The 17,996-nt window shown below is 30.7% G+C and carries 10 protein-coding genes; 3 read left to right on the top strand and 7 right to left on the bottom strand.

Annotated features, from left to right (window positions below):
- The first annotated feature begins 38 nt into the window (after positions 1 to 38).
- Together sufC and sufD are read left to right on the top strand one after the other, a co-directional pair.
- A complete protein-coding gene (gene sufC / locus HGB55_RS03085; protein ID WP_168814556.1) occupies positions 39 to 776 on the top strand; it encodes a Fe-S cluster assembly ATPase SufC in 738 nt (245 codons plus the stop codon).
- Positions 777 to 783: 7 nt separating this feature from the next.
- Positions 784 to 2,112, top strand: a complete 1,329-nt coding sequence (sufD, locus tag HGB55_RS03080; protein WP_168814555.1) for a Fe-S cluster assembly protein SufD — start codon at positions 784 to 786, stop codon at positions 2,110 to 2,112.
- A gap of 353 nt (positions 2,113 to 2,465) precedes the next feature.
- Here the strand turns inward: sufD and HGB55_RS03075 are convergent, their stop codons facing one another.
- The 7 genes from HGB55_RS03075 to HGB55_RS03045 form a co-directional block, all read right to left on the bottom strand.
- A complete protein-coding gene (locus HGB55_RS03075; protein ID WP_168814554.1) occupies positions 2,466 to 4,559 on the bottom strand; it encodes an OmpA family protein in 2,094 nt (697 codons plus the stop codon).
- A gap of 16 nt (positions 4,560 to 4,575) precedes the next feature.
- Entirely contained in the window at positions 4,576 to 5,496 is a 921-nt protein-coding gene (locus tag HGB55_RS03070; protein WP_168814552.1) for a type IX secretion system membrane protein PorP/SprF, read from the bottom strand.
- 57 nt (positions 5,497 to 5,553) lie between these two features.
- The gene (locus HGB55_RS03065; protein WP_168814549.1) at positions 5,554 to 8,301 is read right to left on the bottom strand and encodes an Ig-like domain-containing protein; all 2,748 of its coding nucleotides are present in this window, start codon (positions 8,299 to 8,301) and stop codon (positions 5,554 to 5,556) included.
- A 34-nt stretch (positions 8,302 to 8,335) separates the two neighbouring features.
- On the bottom strand, positions 8,336 to 8,587 hold the full coding sequence (locus tag HGB55_RS03060) for a hypothetical protein (protein WP_168814547.1): 252 nt from the start codon (positions 8,585 to 8,587) through the stop codon (positions 8,336 to 8,338).
- Between the two features lie 702 nt (positions 8,588 to 9,289).
- A complete protein-coding gene (locus HGB55_RS03055; protein WP_168814545.1) occupies positions 9,290 to 12,646 on the bottom strand; it encodes a DUF11 domain-containing protein in 3,357 nt (1,118 codons plus the stop codon).
- A 235-nt stretch (positions 12,647 to 12,881) separates the two neighbouring features.
- Positions 12,882 to 13,604: a LuxR C-terminal-related transcriptional regulator gene (locus tag HGB55_RS03050; protein ID WP_211047332.1), complete on the bottom strand. Its 723-nt coding sequence runs from the start codon at positions 13,602 to 13,604 to the stop codon at positions 12,882 to 12,884.
- Positions 13,605 to 14,022: 418 nt separating this feature from the next.
- Positions 14,023 to 15,372: a serine hydrolase gene (locus tag HGB55_RS03045; RefSeq protein ID WP_168814543.1), complete on the bottom strand. Its 1,350-nt coding sequence runs from the start codon at positions 15,370 to 15,372 to the stop codon at positions 14,023 to 14,025.
- A 221-nt stretch (positions 15,373 to 15,593) separates the two neighbouring features.
- Between HGB55_RS03045 and HGB55_RS03040 the strand changes: the two genes are divergently transcribed.
- Complete coding sequence (locus HGB55_RS03040) at positions 15,594 to 17,975, top strand: TonB-dependent receptor (protein ID WP_168814541.1); 2,382 nt, start codon at positions 15,594 to 15,596, stop codon at positions 17,973 to 17,975.
- The last annotated feature ends 21 nt before the right edge of the window (positions 17,976 to 17,996 follow it).

Here is a 17,996-nt window from a genome sequence, read left to right as displayed (position 1 = left end):
TAAGACTTTTGTCTTTTAGACTTTAATACTATTTAAAAATGTTACAAGTAAAAAATTTACACGCAAGTATAAATGATAAGGAGATTTTAAAAGGAATAAATCTCGAAATAAAAGCAGGTGAAATTCACGCAATTATGGGACCAAATGGTTCCGGTAAAAGTACGCTTTCAGCAGTTATCGCAGGAAAAGAAGAATATGAAGTTACAGAGGGTTCAGTAATTTTAAATGGTGAAGATTTAGAAGATTTAGCACCTGAAGAAAGAGCTCATAAAGGTATCTTTTTATCGTTCCAATATCCAATTGAAATTCCTGGAGTAACAGTTACCAATTTTATTAAAACTGCTATAAACGAAACCAGAAAAGCAAACGGTTTGGATGATTTACCTGCAAAAGATTTACTGAAATTGATTCGTGAAAAAGCAGATTTGTTAGAAATTGATCGTAAGTTTTTATCGCGATCTTTAAACGAGGGATTTTCTGGAGGTGAGAAGAAACGTAATGAAATTTTTCAAATGGCAATGTTAGAACCTAAATTGGCAATTTTAGATGAAACTGATTCCGGTTTAGATATTGACGCTTTGAAAGTGGTTGCTAATGGAGTTAACAAACTAAAAAATAAAGACAATGCAGTTTTAGTAATTACACATTACCAACGTTTATTAGATTATATTATTCCTGATTTTGTTCATGTTTTACATAATGGTAAAATTGTAAAATCCGGAGGTAAAGAATTAGCTTTAGAATTAGAAGAAAAAGGATACGACTGGTTGAAATAAAATTATTATGGAATTAAAAGATAAGTTAGTTTCTTCATTTTTGGCATTTGAAAATAATGGTGTTTTTGACCTTGATTCAAATGTACATTCAATTAGAGCTAAAGCTATTCAAAATTTTGAGAAGGAAGGATTTCCTACAAAAAAGGATGAAGAATGGAAATATACAAGTCTAAAACCTTTATTAAAACATGATTTTAGTCTTTTCCCTTCAATACAAACTGAAAGAACTATTGGTTTTAAATACATTGAAAAGTATTTAATAAATGAAATTGAATCTTACACACTAATTTTTATTGATGGTGTTTTTAGTTCTTTTTTATCAGATACTACACACGAAGATTGTGATGTTTGTGTTTTATCATCAGCTTTATCAAGACCAAAATACAAAATGGTAATTGATAATTATTTTAATTCAATTGCCAAAGAAAATAATAGTTTAGCTGAACTTAATACCGCATTTGCTAAAGAAGGTGCTTTTATTAACATCCCAAAAAACACCATTGTACAAAAGCCAATTCAAATTCTTCATTTTTCAACAGGTAGTGAAAAAGAGGTATTATTGCAACCACGTAATTTGGTTATTGTTGGAGAAAATTCACATGTTCAAATTATTGAACGTCATCAAAATTTATCTAACAACACAGCTTTTACAAACTCGGTAACTGAAATTTTTGCACATAAAAGAGCTATTGTTGATTATTATAAAATTCAAAATGACACAGAGAAATCTTCATTAATTGACAATACATTTGTTTCGCAAAAACAACAGAGTGTAGCTTCTGTTAATACCTTTTCATTTGGAGGAAATTTAACCAGAAATAATTTAGAGTTTTACCATGAAGGCGAGTATATTACATCAAACCTTAATGGTGTTTCTATTTTAAATGAAAAACAACATGTAGATAATCATACTTTAATTAACCATAAATTTCCAAATTGTGAAAGCCACGAATTGTATAAAGGAATTTATGCCGATAAATCTACAGGAGTTTTTAATGGTAAAGTGATTGTACAACAAGAAGCACAAAAAACAAATGCATTTCAGCAAAACAATACTATTTTAATTGATGATGGTGCTACAATTAATGCCAAACCACAATTAGAGATTTTTGCTGATGATGTTAAATGTTCTCACGGTTGTACTATTGGACAATTAGATGAAAGTGCTTTATTTTATATGCAATCAAGAGGAATACCTAAAAAAGAAGCTAAAGCCTTATTACTTTATGCTTTTGGAAATGATGTAGTCAACAAAATTAAAATTCCCCAATTAAAAAAGAGAATTAGCAAATTAATAGCCAAAAAATTAGGTGTTGATTTAGGTTTTGAGCTATAATACTTTTTTTATCTATAAATTAAAAAACACTGCAAATGCAGTGTTTTTTTTTGTTGCTATTAAAATAGCGTTCATTAATTCTTTTTATAAAAAGAATTAAAAAAAGAGTTGATTGAGGTATTGAGTGTAGAATTTCCCCACAAAATGTCTACTATAGAAGAAAAGAACCTCAATTAGTACTCTTTTATTTTATTTAAAAAACTTATTATTTTATTAACGTTCAATTTTAATTTTTAATACATTTAAATCCTTTTTTTAACAAAAAAAGAGTTGTGTGAGGTTTTGAGTGTAGAATTTCCCCACAAAATATCTACTATAGAAGAATAAACCCTCTTCCACAACTCTTTATTTTTTTATTTCTTAATAACTTCCGGGTTAATTACAACAAATTCTGTTCTGCGGTTTTGTTCATGTTCGCTATCAGAACATTTAACTCCATCCTTACAGTTATTTACTAAGTTAGTTTCACCATAGCCTTTTTCGTAAATTCTATCTGGAGAAATACCTTTTGAAATTATATAATCTACAATTCTTTTAGCTCTACGTTCAGATAACCATGTATTATAATTACTGCTGGCTCTAGAATCGGTATGTGAACCACATTCAATAATAATTTCAGGGTATCTGGTCATCACTTCAACCACTTTTTTCAACTCATTTTCAACTTCTTTTCCAAAATACGATGAATTTAAATCGAAATAAATTGGGTTTATGTTTATCATTAAATTACCATGAGCAGTTACAAATTCAGTTTTTAATGATTCTAAAAATCGTTTTTGCTTAATTTCTTCTAGTCGTTTTAATTCCAATTGTTCTTTGGTAGAAATAGCCTTGGTTGGGCAAATTTCAGGATATTTATATTTTATATCTTCATAATTCACAATAACAAATTCCGTTCTTCTGTTGGCCTGATGCTCTTCTTCTGAACAATTAACACCATCTGAACAACCATTTACCAATTGAGTTTCACCATAACCGGTAGCAGATATACGATTTGGATCAATTCCTTTTCCTATAATGTATTGAACTGTAGAAAATGCTCTTCTGTATGATAATGTTTGATTGTATTTAAAAGTTCCTCTACTGTCGGTATGTGAACCGCCTTCAATAATTAAATCAGGATATTTATTCATTACATCCACAACTTTATTCAATTCAATTTCGGCATCAGGTCTAATATCAGCCTTATCAAAATCAAAATAAATAGCATTAATTTTAACTATACATTTTCCTCTTTCCAGTAAAAATTCTTCTGCAGGTTTTGGCATTAAACTTAATGGCACATTAAGCTCCTCTCCTTCTGCTGTATAAAATTCTTTCGTGTAAGGCAAATACGCTTCTTTAGTTCCTATAACTTTGTATGACTTATTACAATCTAAATTAAAATTGTATTTAGCTGTATTCCCAACAACCATGCTATCTAATTTATTTCCTAAACCATCATATAACGTAACCAATGCACCCGGTAAAATTTTAGCTGTACTGGCATCGGTAACATAACCTTCTACTTTTTGAGTACACTCAAATTCAATTGGAATATTTTGTATGAAAGTATAAATATCATCATCACCTTTACCACCGGCTCTATTTGAAGAAAAATAGCCTCTTCTGGTCTCATAATCCAGAATAAATGAAAAGTCGTCTTTATTACTATTCATAGGTTCTCCTAAATTTTCAGGTTCAGTTATTCCGTCTTTAGTAATTTTTGAAACATATAGATCCAGTCCTCCCAAACCATCTTTCCTTCCGTCTGAAGAAAAATACAATTCATCGTTACCACTAATAGAAACAAACATTTCTCTTTCAGGTGTATTTATTTTTGGACCTAAATTTTCAGGTTTTCCAAAACTGCCGTCTTTATAAATTTCAGCTTTATATATATCAGTTATTCCATAACCACCCGGCATATCAGAAATAAAATATAATGTTTTTTCATCGGCACTTAAAGCAGGGTGACCGGTTGAGAAGTTGTCATTGTTAAAAGGCATTGGCTCAATATTTACCCAATCTCCTTCATTATTTATTTTAGCTCTGTATAACTGAATTAAACCAATACCTGTAGAGTCCTTTTTAAATTTTCCGTCAAAATAATTGTTCCTAGAAAAATAAACCGTTTTTTTATCTTTGGTAAATGCAACATCAGCTTCGTGATAACGTGTATTAATTTCATCAGAAAACTTTTTTACATTAGCTAATTGTCCATTTTCTTGAATATCACCAATATATAATTCTAAAAAAGGTTGATTATTTCCTTCCCAAACATTTCTTATTATATAAGATTTCTTTTTTGGTGCTGAAAATACCACTTTATCATCTCCATAAAATGTAGTTCCAAAATTAGAATAACTATTATTAATTTTAAGATTCGTTATGGTATATCTGTCCTCCTGTGCCTTTGAAATAAAAACAGTAAGGAAAATAAATATTATGGTAATTTTTTTAATCATTATCCGTTAATTTTAATTAAAAGAATCTTGGTGATCTTAAATCTCTTCTAGATAAATCTAAATCATACAATAAAAACACTTCATGAGAACCATTATTAAAATCTCCAAGGTTTGTTAAAGTATAATCGTAAGCATAGCCTAATCTTAAGTTATCTGTTATTAAAAAATTAATCATTCCACTTACAGAATCATCAACCCTCCACGACAAACCTAACTCTAAAGCATCGTAAATTAATGCATTAGCGGATACATCAACAGATAAAGGAGCTCCGCTAACAGCTTTAAGCATAACAGATGGTTTTAATTTTACATCATATGAAAGATCAAATACATAACCACTTGTTAAAAAATAGTGCATATTCTCAGAGGCTTTACTTATGATTCCTTTCTTTTTTTCAAAATGCCTTGTTTCTAACATATTTGGCATTGATAATCCTATATAAAATTCATCAGTATAATAAAAAGCACCGGCTCCAAAATTTGGATAGGTTTCATTTAAATTTTCTGCAAATAAAGGATCATCTTGTTGGTTTGTAGATAATCTTAAAAAATCAATTGTTTGAAATGTAAATCCTCCCTTAATCCCAAAAGCAAGTCTGCCTTCATCTGAAGTTTCTATTGTATAAGAAAAATCTGCATATACATTTTGCTCTTTAACAGGGCCTATTTCATCAGCAATTACAGAAAATCCCATACCAACATTTTTACCTATTGGAGCATTTATCGTTGCGGTTATAGTTCTAGGAGCACCATCAATACCTTCCCATTGTGTTCTCCCCAATAAACCTATACTTAAAGTACCTTGAGAGCCTGCATAAGCAGGATTTAATACATGCATATTATACATGTATTGGGTATATTGAGGATCTTGCTGACTGTACATTAATGATATATTTAATGCAAACACCCCTAAAATTATTAATTTAATTATTTTCATATTCAATTGATTATTTAGAGGAGTGGATTTTTAAAATCCACTCCTCATATAATTTTATTACTTAGTTAAATAAACATATCCTGATATAGGCTTATAATTATCTTTGTTAGGATAAATTATATAGAAATATGTACCTGCAGGAAGAATTTCTCCTTTGTTAATTGTCATTCTTCCATTAGATCTACCATCCCACCAAATTGGTTTACTGCTTGAATCTCCATTATGTTTATAATCAAATACTATATTACCCCATCTGTTATAAATTTCTATTTTGTAATCAGGAAAACATAATTCCAAATCTTCAATTACAAAGTAATCATTATAATCATCGCCGTTAGGTGAAAAACCATACCCTTCATAATTACTATTCTCTTGACCTGGGAAGTTGGAATAACAATCAGGTGCTACACCTCCTACAATTTCAACTGTAGCTGTTTGACAATTACCATTATTATCACAAACAGTATAAGTGAATATATCCCTATCTACATAATTATTTCCCGGTATATATGTAACTACATCATCACTTGGATTATTTGGTGTTCCATTATCATCTATACTAACAGTTCCATTTTCAGGATTACTTACATTTAATGTACCTTCCATCGGAATATTAGTATCATTATCAAATATATTAACTTCAATAGGATCAAGCGATTCAATTTCAAATAAATCATCTTCCAAATTAATTTCCGGAATTATTGTTACAGCTACCGTTGCGGTATCACAATTACCAGCTGTATCACAGACTGTATACTCGAAAGTATCTTCACCAACATAATTCGTGTTTGGCGTATACGTAATCACATCATCACTTGGGTCATTTGGAGTAGCATTATTATTAACAGCCACATTTCCATTTACCGGATTTGTTACAGTAATTGTTCCTTCCATTGGGATGTTTAAATCATTCTCAAATATAGATATTACTATTGATGAATTTTCCAACATATCTATTTGGTCGTTAACAACATTTATTAATGTACCGTCAAATGGATCTAAATAATCCGGTACACCATCATTATCCGTATCAACCGCATCAGATGGGTTTGAGTTACCATCAGGATCAGCTCCTTCATCAATTGTTGGTATACCATCACCATCATCATCAGTATCCATATAATTTGGTATCCCATCACCATCTGTATCATCATTTGATAAATTGCCGTCACCATTCAAATCTTCATAAATATCCGAAATACCATCACCATCCGTATCTGTATAAGGAACAACTGTTATATTAACAATTGCTGTATCACAATTACCTACTGCATCACATACCGTATAGGCAAAAGTATCTTCACCTGTGTAATCCGTATCCGGTGTGTAAGTAACAACATCATCGCTTGGATCATTCGATGTACCTCCGTCACCTACCGTTACTATTCCATGTATAGGGTCTATTACTGTCAATATTCCTTCTGTTGGTATGTCATTATCATTAACAAAAATATCAACATCGATTGGTGAATCTTGAATAGTAGTAACATCATCATCAATGATGTCCACTGTAGGTTCTACCGTTACCGTTACTCTCGCTGTTGATGTATCGCCATTGGCATCTTCTATCGTATAGGTAAAGCTGTCTTCTCCATTATAGTCCGCATTCGGGGTATACGTAAACGTACCATCTGCATTCACCACTACGGTTCCGTTTGAACCTTGCGTGTAGTCCGTTACTGTCGTTGGCGCATCGCCTAAGTAATCCCCTGTGCCATCCGTCAATACATTGCCGCTTACAGCCGTGTCTTCTTCCGTGGTATAGGCGTCTGCTTCCGCTACCGGTAAATCGTTCACTGGAACTACCGTTACCGTTACTCTCGCTGTTGATGTATCGCCATTGGCATCTTCTATCGTATAGGTAAAGCTGTCTTCTCCATTATAGTCCGCATTCGGGGTATACGTAAACGTACCATCTGCATTCACCACTACGGTTCCGTTTGAACCTTGCGTGTAGTCCGTTACTGTAAATTCATCACATAATCCTAAATCATTTGATGTAACATCGCCACTAATAGAAACATCTTCACTCGTAGTGTAATTATCATTCACAGCTATAGGTAAAATAGTATCTAATACCGTTATCGTGTGAGAAATATCAATATAATTTCCACATTCATCTGTAACTCTATAAGTTCTAGTTACAATATATGGACTATCTACAGATCCAACACCATTATTATTAGATTCAGAAAATAAAGCTACTGTAGGGTTTGTAGTACAGTTATCCGCTTCATCATTTACTAAAGTTACATCTACCACCGGAATATCACTTATACATTGTATTCCAGTTATATCATCAGGTTTTGTTGCCGTAGGGGCTATACTATCTTGGACTGTAATAATTTGGTTTACAACAGTTATATTACCACATGTATCAATAACAGTAAAAGTTCTTGTTACTATAATAGGACAAGAAGAAGTTGATGTTATTTCATCTTTATATGTAATTGAAGAAATTGCTCCATTATCTGATACTGTATTAGCACCAACATAATTTTCATATTCTGCTTCAGATATAGTTATCTCAGTTACACTATAAGCAAATCCTGCATTTGATGCTGTAATAATGCTTGTATCACATCCTTCAACAGAAACTTCTCCAGGAGCTATTACTGTTGGAGGTGTTGTATCTATTACCGTAATAGTTACCGCTGAAGCATCATCTTCAACTGGGGTTTGTGCTTTCCCTGTAAATGCAAATACAACAGTAAATATTATAAAAAAGAAATACTTTAAAACATCCGGAACGAATGTTCTAAAGCTTATATTTCTTTTATGTGTTAGAAGTAAAAGTTTTTTCATCTTCTATATATTTTTTTAAATCTTCCTTCAATTGTTATTGGTGTATTAATATTGCAATAATTAATGTAATTTCTTCTCTTACAACATAATTAGAATTACCATCTATTTTAATTATTTCTAAGTTGGTGTAATTACAATCTGAAAAAAGCGAAACATTTAATGGGATATTATTTTTTTCCGGACAGGTTTCTTCAACAACAGGTAGCTTTTTATAGCATAAATCATCAATGCCATTACCATCAATATCAATAGCTTGGATATGTCCATTAACAAAAAACAAACTCAATAAAATTATTCATACATATTGGGCTTAATTAACTGATTTATAAAACTTAACTATATGTTGATAAGTTTTTTTATTTTTATTATTCTAATTTCTTTTTTATTACTTTTTTGCTGTGCAAAAATAGACTATCGAAACTTTTATTTTTGGTTATTTTTTAAACTTTTAACTAGTTTCTTGTTTTGGTAAACAAACAGCTTATTTATTTTAATAAATTGTCTTTAAAATAACTTAACTTTAGTACATTCACCTACAAAACAAGGCGTTACAACATTACAAAAAAAACACTTAAAACACATTTATACTCTATTTTATTTTGCTACATTATTTTATTTTTAATAAATAATATAGAGGGTGCTTTAGTTAAACTATACGATTTGTGGGTAATGCAACAAAGTTATAGTACAGAATATTAGTAACCTATACTGATGTTTAAGTATTTTGACTTTTTTTAGTTTTTTTAGTCTGCAAAGTTACAATAATTCCAACAATTAATATGCTACTTTAGTTTCTTAAGTGTCAATAATTTAACATTTAAATATAAAATTTTACTTAAAAAGACAAGGAAAAAAACTCTTTATCAATTAAAATTGAAACAAAAAAGCGAAAATTAATATTTTAAATTATACGATAATTTATCCTTATTTGGGCTGACTGACTCTCAATATTCTTTTTAATTTGGAATCTTTTTTTAAACTATTATTTTTATTGATTGTTATTTGGTGTTGAATCAGAATCAATAACAATACTGTTTACTACCTCTGCAAAGTTTGTAATGTCTCCACAATTTGGCTGTACAACTGCTGCTATTTTTAACACATATTGATTTCCACTTTTAACAATTATATTTCCTAAATTCCAAACTCCTGTAGTGCTATTATATGTTGTACCTGATGGAACAACTGTGCCTTCAGAATTATACATTAAACCTTCCGGCATAAGATCTTTTACTTGAACTAAAGTAGTAGCACTTGCTCCATTATTTACCAATGTTAAAGTAAAAATTATTGTTTCTCCTACAGTTGGTGTAGTTTTATCTACTGTTTTTGTTAACTCTAAATCGGCTCTACAAGCTATATAAACACTACTATCTGTTACTGCCGAAGTTGTTCCCGGGTATGAAGCTCCCATAACACTACCATCAGGATTTTCATAAACTGGTGATGTACCATAATACATATCATCTGTTCCTGCAATATTTCCATCGGCATTTCCTACTACTACAGAAGAATCTAAAACATAAGCTTCGTTAGAATCGCTACATCCATCAGCATCACTGTCTAAATCCAAATAATCAGGCAACCCATCAGCATCAGTATCAGGAATAGTTAAAGGCACTCCAACTATACCGTCGCAAGGATCAACAGTATAAGAATAGCTTAATGCGTCAATACCAATATCCGCAGGATTCCATCCTCCTCCAGTGTTTGTTATTTTAATATATTTAGCATTAGCTGCTAAGGTGTATGAACTATTTACAAATGTGGTTGACGATGCGCTATATGTTTTTGCATTTGAATACGAACTTCCATCTAAAGATTGTTCTACTCTTACACTTGTAGCTCTTGTTCCATTTGTCCTATTATGTCTTAAAGTAATAACTGTTCCTGATGGAACGATATTTTGCAACTCCAGCACAACATATTCGTTTCCTCTATCTAAAACAGCAAGCGTATTATCAGGTTCTCCCAACGCATTTGTAGGATTGGAAGCTCCACTGTTTGAAGGAGAAGATACTGCATATCCTGTAGTAGTTATTAAACCGGTACATTCATAATCATAGGCATCATTTAATCCATTGCGATTAACGTCGATAAAATTATCAGTTAATCCATCGTTATCAGCATCTGTTCCACCGGCTTCTAAAAGATCATGAATTCCATCGTTATCGGCATCTAAATCATAATGATTTAATACACCATCGCCATCGGTATCACATAAAGGGGTTAATTGTATATCATCAATTGCCAAATCGTTACCACAACCACCCGGAGCGTTATTGATTAATACTATATCTATGGAAGTATCAGTTGCTCCTGTTTTAAATGTAAATTGGTATTTATCCCATTCAGCCGGATCTGAAAAAGGAATTTCACCTGTTACAGTAGAACCAATTATCCCAGAACTGTTTTCCACTTGAAATTTCGCATCAGCCAAAACCAAATCGGCACCACAATACCTATCAACAGTTTCTTGGGAATTCACCACAACCAACCAAGCTGAAAATTCATAATAAGTATTTGGCTCAACATCAACCGCAACCCTATAAAATTCGCCTGGTTCAAACGCTGCGTTTACCACCATCATATAGCCATTTACATCTCCTTCAGTATGGTCTTCCATATCCTGCCAATCCCAGTGAGTTGCCTGTGGAGAATTTGCAAATGTATATTGTCCATCTTCCAAGTAATTGTTATTAGAATCAATATTTGATCGATATAAGTAAGATGTTGAACCTGGTAAAATTTGACTTTCTGCACCAAAATTTGAACCTGCTCCAAATGTTTCTAAAAATGTGTCGGCTGAAGATACACAATCGCTCAGCTCTTGAGAATTAGGAATTCCATCGCCATCAATATCTAAATCTATATCATCGGTAATGCCATCGCCATCTGTATCTGTTGTATATGCGGGAACGGAACAAGTCCCCGGTGGGGAAATTGATAATTCTGTTGAGCAAAAATTATACGCGTCTGTAATGGTTATATTAATTGTACCTCCTAAAATAGCATAAGGTCCAAAATTTACCGGTGTACCATAAGGTATATTTGAACGTTCAATATCACCCGTTATGGAATATGTTGGACTAAGATTAGTTCCTGTTGGGTTTAATGTAAATGTAAACGTATCATCGGACGACAAACCTGTTGTTCCATTGTTACTACAAGTTACATTGGTAAGACCAACATCTTCTATATTACAAGTAACCAATGTACCATCTATTAATGGGCAATTTACACCTGTTGTAACTTGTGGAGCGGAACAAGTACCTTTTGCCTGGCAATCATATGTTACATTCGTCTTAAAAGTAAGGCTTCCCACATTGTTACCAAATACGCTTGCTGCATTAGTATTTGGCGAAACGCTTATATTTTTAAAATCGAGATTAGGGCCAATGGTTCCGCTATTCATAGCTCCGGCAGCTCCCACTACAAAATAACCTTTTTTAGTATCATCCGTTGGTCCTGTTAAATTACCATCATTTTGAAAATTGCTTGATAATGTAAATAACCCTTGGTTGTATATAGTACTACCATTTCCGCCTAAGTTGACACTACCCACACTTACTTCACCGTAATTTTCAAATCTTGATAGTGAATTACTAAAGTCTATCGCTCCTCCATTTGAAATAAAAGTACCTGTATTAATAACTAGGCTTCCTTGCAAATTAAAAGAAGTTCCTGTATTAACATAACCGCAATTAACATAACTACTATAACTGTTACTATTAAAACTTTGACCTATATATAATTCACCTTCATTTCTAAATTGAGTAGTAGAACTTTCAAGGTTAACATTGCTACCAATATTCATAGTACCATAATTATCTACTGTATTGGTTTGAGTTGATCCTGAAAATGTTAAAACGTTGACATTAAATTCTCCATTATTTAATAGGGTATTACTACCTGTACCACTAAATTTAATATCAGATTTCCCATTTTTCCCTGAGTTGAGAACTCCACCTTCATGAACAGTTATATCTACATTAGCCTTAAAATCGGGTGGATTACTAAACTGTAAAGTACCATATACTTCTATATCAATATTGTTTCCTGTTGTAGAATTTGTGTTGATATTAATGTAAACAGTAACACCTGATGCAATACAAATTTTGCTGTTGTCGGCAAAAGTAATATTATTGATACTCGCTCCAGATGTAAAACACATAACCGAATTGGCAGGAACAGTAACATCTCCACTTGTTGGTCCTGTTACAGTACAATCTGTACATTGTGCTGTAGTTATATTTGTATTAAATAAATATATTACAACTATAATTAATAAAGTTTTTATATTTTTTATTTTGGAAATAAAATTTATAACGTATTCTTTTTTCATGAATGATAATTTGATTAGCGTGTATCTTTTTTTGATAAAAATGTAATACACTGTACAAAAGTAACTTATATTTTTATATACAAAAGACTTTGTTTAGTGTTTTAATACTCCGCAAAGTTTTCTTTTACTTTATTTGTCTTTATGGGCTTCATTTAGAGATTGCCAGTAAATAAGTGTTGCTCCTAAGTTAATTCTTCTTTTTTTGAAACACCATACTTAAAATTAAGTATTTTACCTAAAGCAATTGAATAAGTGCTGCGGTATTTTTAACGTTGAATTTTTTAATAATATTTTGCCTGTGTGTATTTACCGTAAAAACAGATATTGATAAAGTTTCAGCTATTTCTTCACTGGTTTTTCCTGCAGCAATTAATTCTAATATTTCTCGCTCTCTTTTGGTTAAATTAATTTTTGGAGTTATAACCTTATTTATTTCTTCCTTTAACTTTAATAAATTTTTATCAATTACTTCTTTATTATTTTTATAATGCTTAATATCTACATTTATATTTTTTTGCACTCCGGCTAAAACAGATACATTTTTTAGTGACACTAAAAGAATCCCGTTTGATAATACGTAAATATCTCTTAAATATGTTTTAGATTCTCCTTCAAAACTTGCTGTAAATAACATATGAAACAAGTATTTTCTATCAATAAAACTGTTCTTCTTCGCAAATTTATATACTATTTTATCAATTTTATACATCTTCTCTTTTTGATCTTCATCAACCGAACTTATAATGCCTTCAATAGTTTCTTCTTTTCCTTCTGCAAATTTGAAATTAAAATTTTCATTAAAAATTACTCTATTTTCATTTTTTAAATCTAAAATAGTTATAAAATCAGGCTTGAAAAAATCCAGATAATTTTCAAACCAACTTTTAAATTCTTCACATTTTAGTTTATCCGATAAATTTTCGATACAAAGATTTACTAAATTATTATACTTCTCCATTCTGTCTATTTTGCTCAAACTTTTTTCAAAAATGACCTCAATAATGATTAAACACTCTATTATTTAAATTATTGCATTTGAGTATTAACCGGTTATTTTTTTGAAATCGGTCGCAAAAATATATAAATTTTAGAACCCAATAATCCTATTTTTAAGTTTCTTAACAAACTACCCATTTTAATAAATAAATGGGTTAATTTTATTTTTACTATTCATATTTAACAATATGTTTTTCTTAATTATTTAATAAAAAAACTTTATTATTTTATAGAAAAAGGTGTCTAAAATTTCAAAATACATGAATACATGCAATAAAAGTTGCAAATAATTAAATTATGTTAATTATTTGCAACTTTATATTTTTAACATATTTAGAATGCATGTATTATACTGAAATGAAAAATTTAATACCTGCTTTTTAGTGAATATTTTGAATTATTTCACTTAAAAAAGTATCAAAATCAAACTCGGGATTCTCAGTTAAACCAAACCTGACAATAACCATATTTTTTGAAGGAATTACAAACACGTGCTGCCCTTGGTAGCCATTGCATGAAAACAAATCTTTTGGCACATTTGGATAAACTCCTCCTGCATTTAACCAAAATTGAGCTCCGTAAGCTCCATTTGATCCATTTGTAGGAGTTACCGTATAGTCAATCCACGATTCGTTTAAAATTTGTTCACCGTTCCAATTGCCTTTATGTAAATACAACAAACCAAATTTAGCCCAATCACGGGCAGTTGCCCATCCGTAAGAAGAAGCTATATAATTACCGCTTAAATCGGTTTCAATTACCATAGAATTCATCCCTATTTTATCAATCAATTCTGTATACCAAAAATCCAAATATTCTTGAGGTGTTTTAAATTGATTACGAACAAAACCCGATAATAAATTTGTAGTTCCCGAAGAATAATTCCATGTGTTATTTGGCTCGCCAACCAATGGTTTATTTAGTTGCGTTTTGGTCATATCTTCATCCAAAAACAGCATTTTGGTAACATCAGATATATTATTGTAATCTTCAACCCACTCTAAACCACTATTCATTTGTAATAAATTGTTTAGTGTTATTTTAGAACGCTCATCATTTTGCCATTCAGCAAATAAATTAGCTTGATTTACATTTATTTTACCTTGTTTTTCAAGAACACCAATAACGGCACTAACAATACTTTTGGTCATAGACCAACCTAACAATTTAGTATCTTTTGTAAAACCGGGAGCATATTTTTCGGCAATAATTTGATTATTATAAATTACAACAACCGCTCTTGTTCTTTTCTTAATTTCTCCTTCTTTATCAAAAGCGTTTTCAACTGCAATTTTCAATTTATCGTAATCAATATTTTCAAAAATGGTATCTTTTTGCTTCTTAGAACCATAAGGATAAGGAATTTTATTGTTGATAACTATATATCTATTTGGCTTAAAAATATCACGTTTTTGTATATGCGATTCATCTGAAATAAGCACACACCCAACACCTTCTTTATAAACAGCTTTCCGTTTTTTTAATCCAAAAAACGTTGATGTAACCGATTTTTCATCTTTATTAATTGTATTTTTTGCTTTTTCAACCATATTTACATCATTATCTCCTTCTTCTATAGATTTTAAATCTCTACCTGCTTCAAATGTGCAAGAACAAACACTTTTAGCAGCAAAACCTGTAACAATATCTAGTTTAGGATAATTATTATAAACAGTAACAGCTATGCCAATTACCAGTATAGGAATTAAAAAATAGGCTAATTTTTTCATTAAAATTCATTTTTTATTTTAACAAATATAACCAATTAACTTAGTAATCAATAGTATGTATAGTTAATGAATTATTATATAAATCTTTATAAAGTAATAACTACAACACTTCATTTTTACAAAATGTAAAATATTATTTAAAATCGTTCTAAATAATTTTTATAAATCAATTTTTAAATATATATTTGCACTTATTTATAATAAGTCTAAATAAAAACAATATGTATAAAAAATTATTATTCCTTGTATTTTTAAGCCTTCAAGCCGCTTACTCACAACAATCAGAAATTAACGGTACTGTTTTAGATAAACAAAATAATCCTGTACCTTTCGCACACATTATTATTGAAAACTTACATAAAGGCACTTCTGCTAATGAAGATGGTGTTTTTCAAATTTCGAAAGTTCCTATAGGAACACATAGTATTAGAATTAGTGCTGTTGGTTATAAAACTTTACGTAAACAAATTATTCTAAAAGAAAATGAAGCTTTTAATATTCATTTCAACCTTGAAAATGATACAGAATTAGAACAAGTAGAGGTTTTTGGAAACAGATTTAAACATCCTGATAAAATCGAAACACTAACTCGCTTACCATTAGAACCTTATGAACAGATACAAAGTATCTCTGTAATTTCAGATAAACTTATAAAAGATCAAGGTGCTTTAACAATTTCTGAAGCAACTAAAAACGTTCCCGGTGTATATACCTTTGCTACGTATGGGAATAAAAGAGAAAGTATGTCGTCAAGAGGTTTTAGAGGAATTCCAATTCTAAAAAACGGAGTTCGAATACACTCTGATTTTAGAGGAGTTGGAATTTTAACCGATATGCAAGGTGTTGATAATATTCAAGTATTAAAAGGAGCTGCTTCTATTACACAAGGTGTTGCTACAGATTTAGGAAGTCCGGGTGGTGTAATTAATATTGTTACAAAAACTCCTAAATATGAATTTGGAGGCAATGCCTCATTAAGAGTTGGAAGTTATGGTCAAGTTCGTCCGTCTTTTGATGTTTATGGGCCACTTAACAATAACGAAACATTGGCTTTTAGAATAAATGGTGCTTTGGAAAGAGGTGATAATTATAGAAAAGGAATTTCATCAGAGCGCTTTTATATCAATCCTTCATTGCAATGGAAAATAGATGATAAAACTACAGTTACTTTTGAAATGGACTATTTTGACGATAGCCGTACTCCGGACTTAGGTACCGTAAATTTAGATGAAAATGATATAAATGCCATTTACGATTTACCACATGATATTTTTATTGGTTACAAAAATGACAGGTCTATTACTAAAAACACTACCTACGCAATTCGTTTTGACAGAGCATTAAGTGATAAATTGACTTTAAAAGGAGCTTATTATAAATCTGCTTTAGATTTAGATGACAAAGGAGCAAGTCTTGGTAACGTTGTAGTACAAGACGATGAGCCTATTTATAATTTAAGAAATAGAAATTATGGTATTTCTACGCGTAGTGATGATAACAGCGTGATACAATTTGATTTAATTGGAGATAACATTGAAACAGGATCTCTCAAACACACTTTTCAGGTAGGATTTGATTACAGAACAACAAAATATAGTAGTTTTAGTCAATCTGCCAGAAACGTAGATGTAATTGATGTTTTTAGTAAAAACAATAGTATAACATTACCATCTACTATTGAGTTTGGAGCAGCAAGCACGGGTGGAGCAGAATCAAAATCAATTGGTTTTGTTGCTCAAGATGTTATAACTTTTAACTCTTGGTTTAAAACCTTTTTAGGTTTACGTTACAGTTCAACAGAAACCATAAATGCAACAGAAAATAATACAAGTGATGCATTCAATCCAATAGCAGGAGTTATTTTTACACCTATTGAAAATGTAAATATATTTGCTTCTTACACAAACAGTTCTTACCCAAGAACAGCTTCAAGATTAAGTGAAAATGGCAAAGAACTAGGTAATGAGCGCTACGATCAACTTGAAGCCGGTGTTAAAACCAATTGGTTAAACAATCGCTTACGTTTTAACCTTACTTTATTTAAAATAAATAATAAAGATATTAATCTTCCTGTTTATGATGAAAACTGGGTAGCTACCGGGTTTTATGAAAAAGGTGGTAATGATCAACGTCAAGGTATTGAAGTTGAATTAACCGGTAGAATATTAGAAAACTTTGAAGTTATTACAGGATATTCATACATTGATGCACAATATAAAAAACATACTTCTTACGTTTATGGCTCAGCACCATTAAACACACCAAAACACACTTTTAATGTGTATGGTAATTATCATTTTAGAGGAAATTTAGAAGGATTATCTTTAGGTGCCGGTGCTTATTATACAGGGAAGCGACCAATAAACGATTGGTCAGCCGGACCAGTAACTCATGAAGGAATTGTACCAAATCAAAAACCGTTTGATGTAGATGAATATACACTTGTTAACATTCAAGCAAATTATAAGTTTAATGAAAATTGGAATTTAAAAGTTACTGCAAATAATGTATTTGATGAAATAGGTTATAACGCCTATAGAACTAGTTTTATAAACCAAACAGATCCAAGAACATTTGCAGCAATTGTATCCTATTCATTCTAAAAAGAATACGTATAATTTATT

The sequence above is a fragment of the Lutibacter sp. B1 genome, assembly GCF_012524075.1.
GTDB lineage: Bacteria > Bacteroidota > Bacteroidia > Flavobacteriales > Flavobacteriaceae > Lutibacter.
This window is presented reverse-complemented; position numbering and strand designations above follow the sequence as displayed.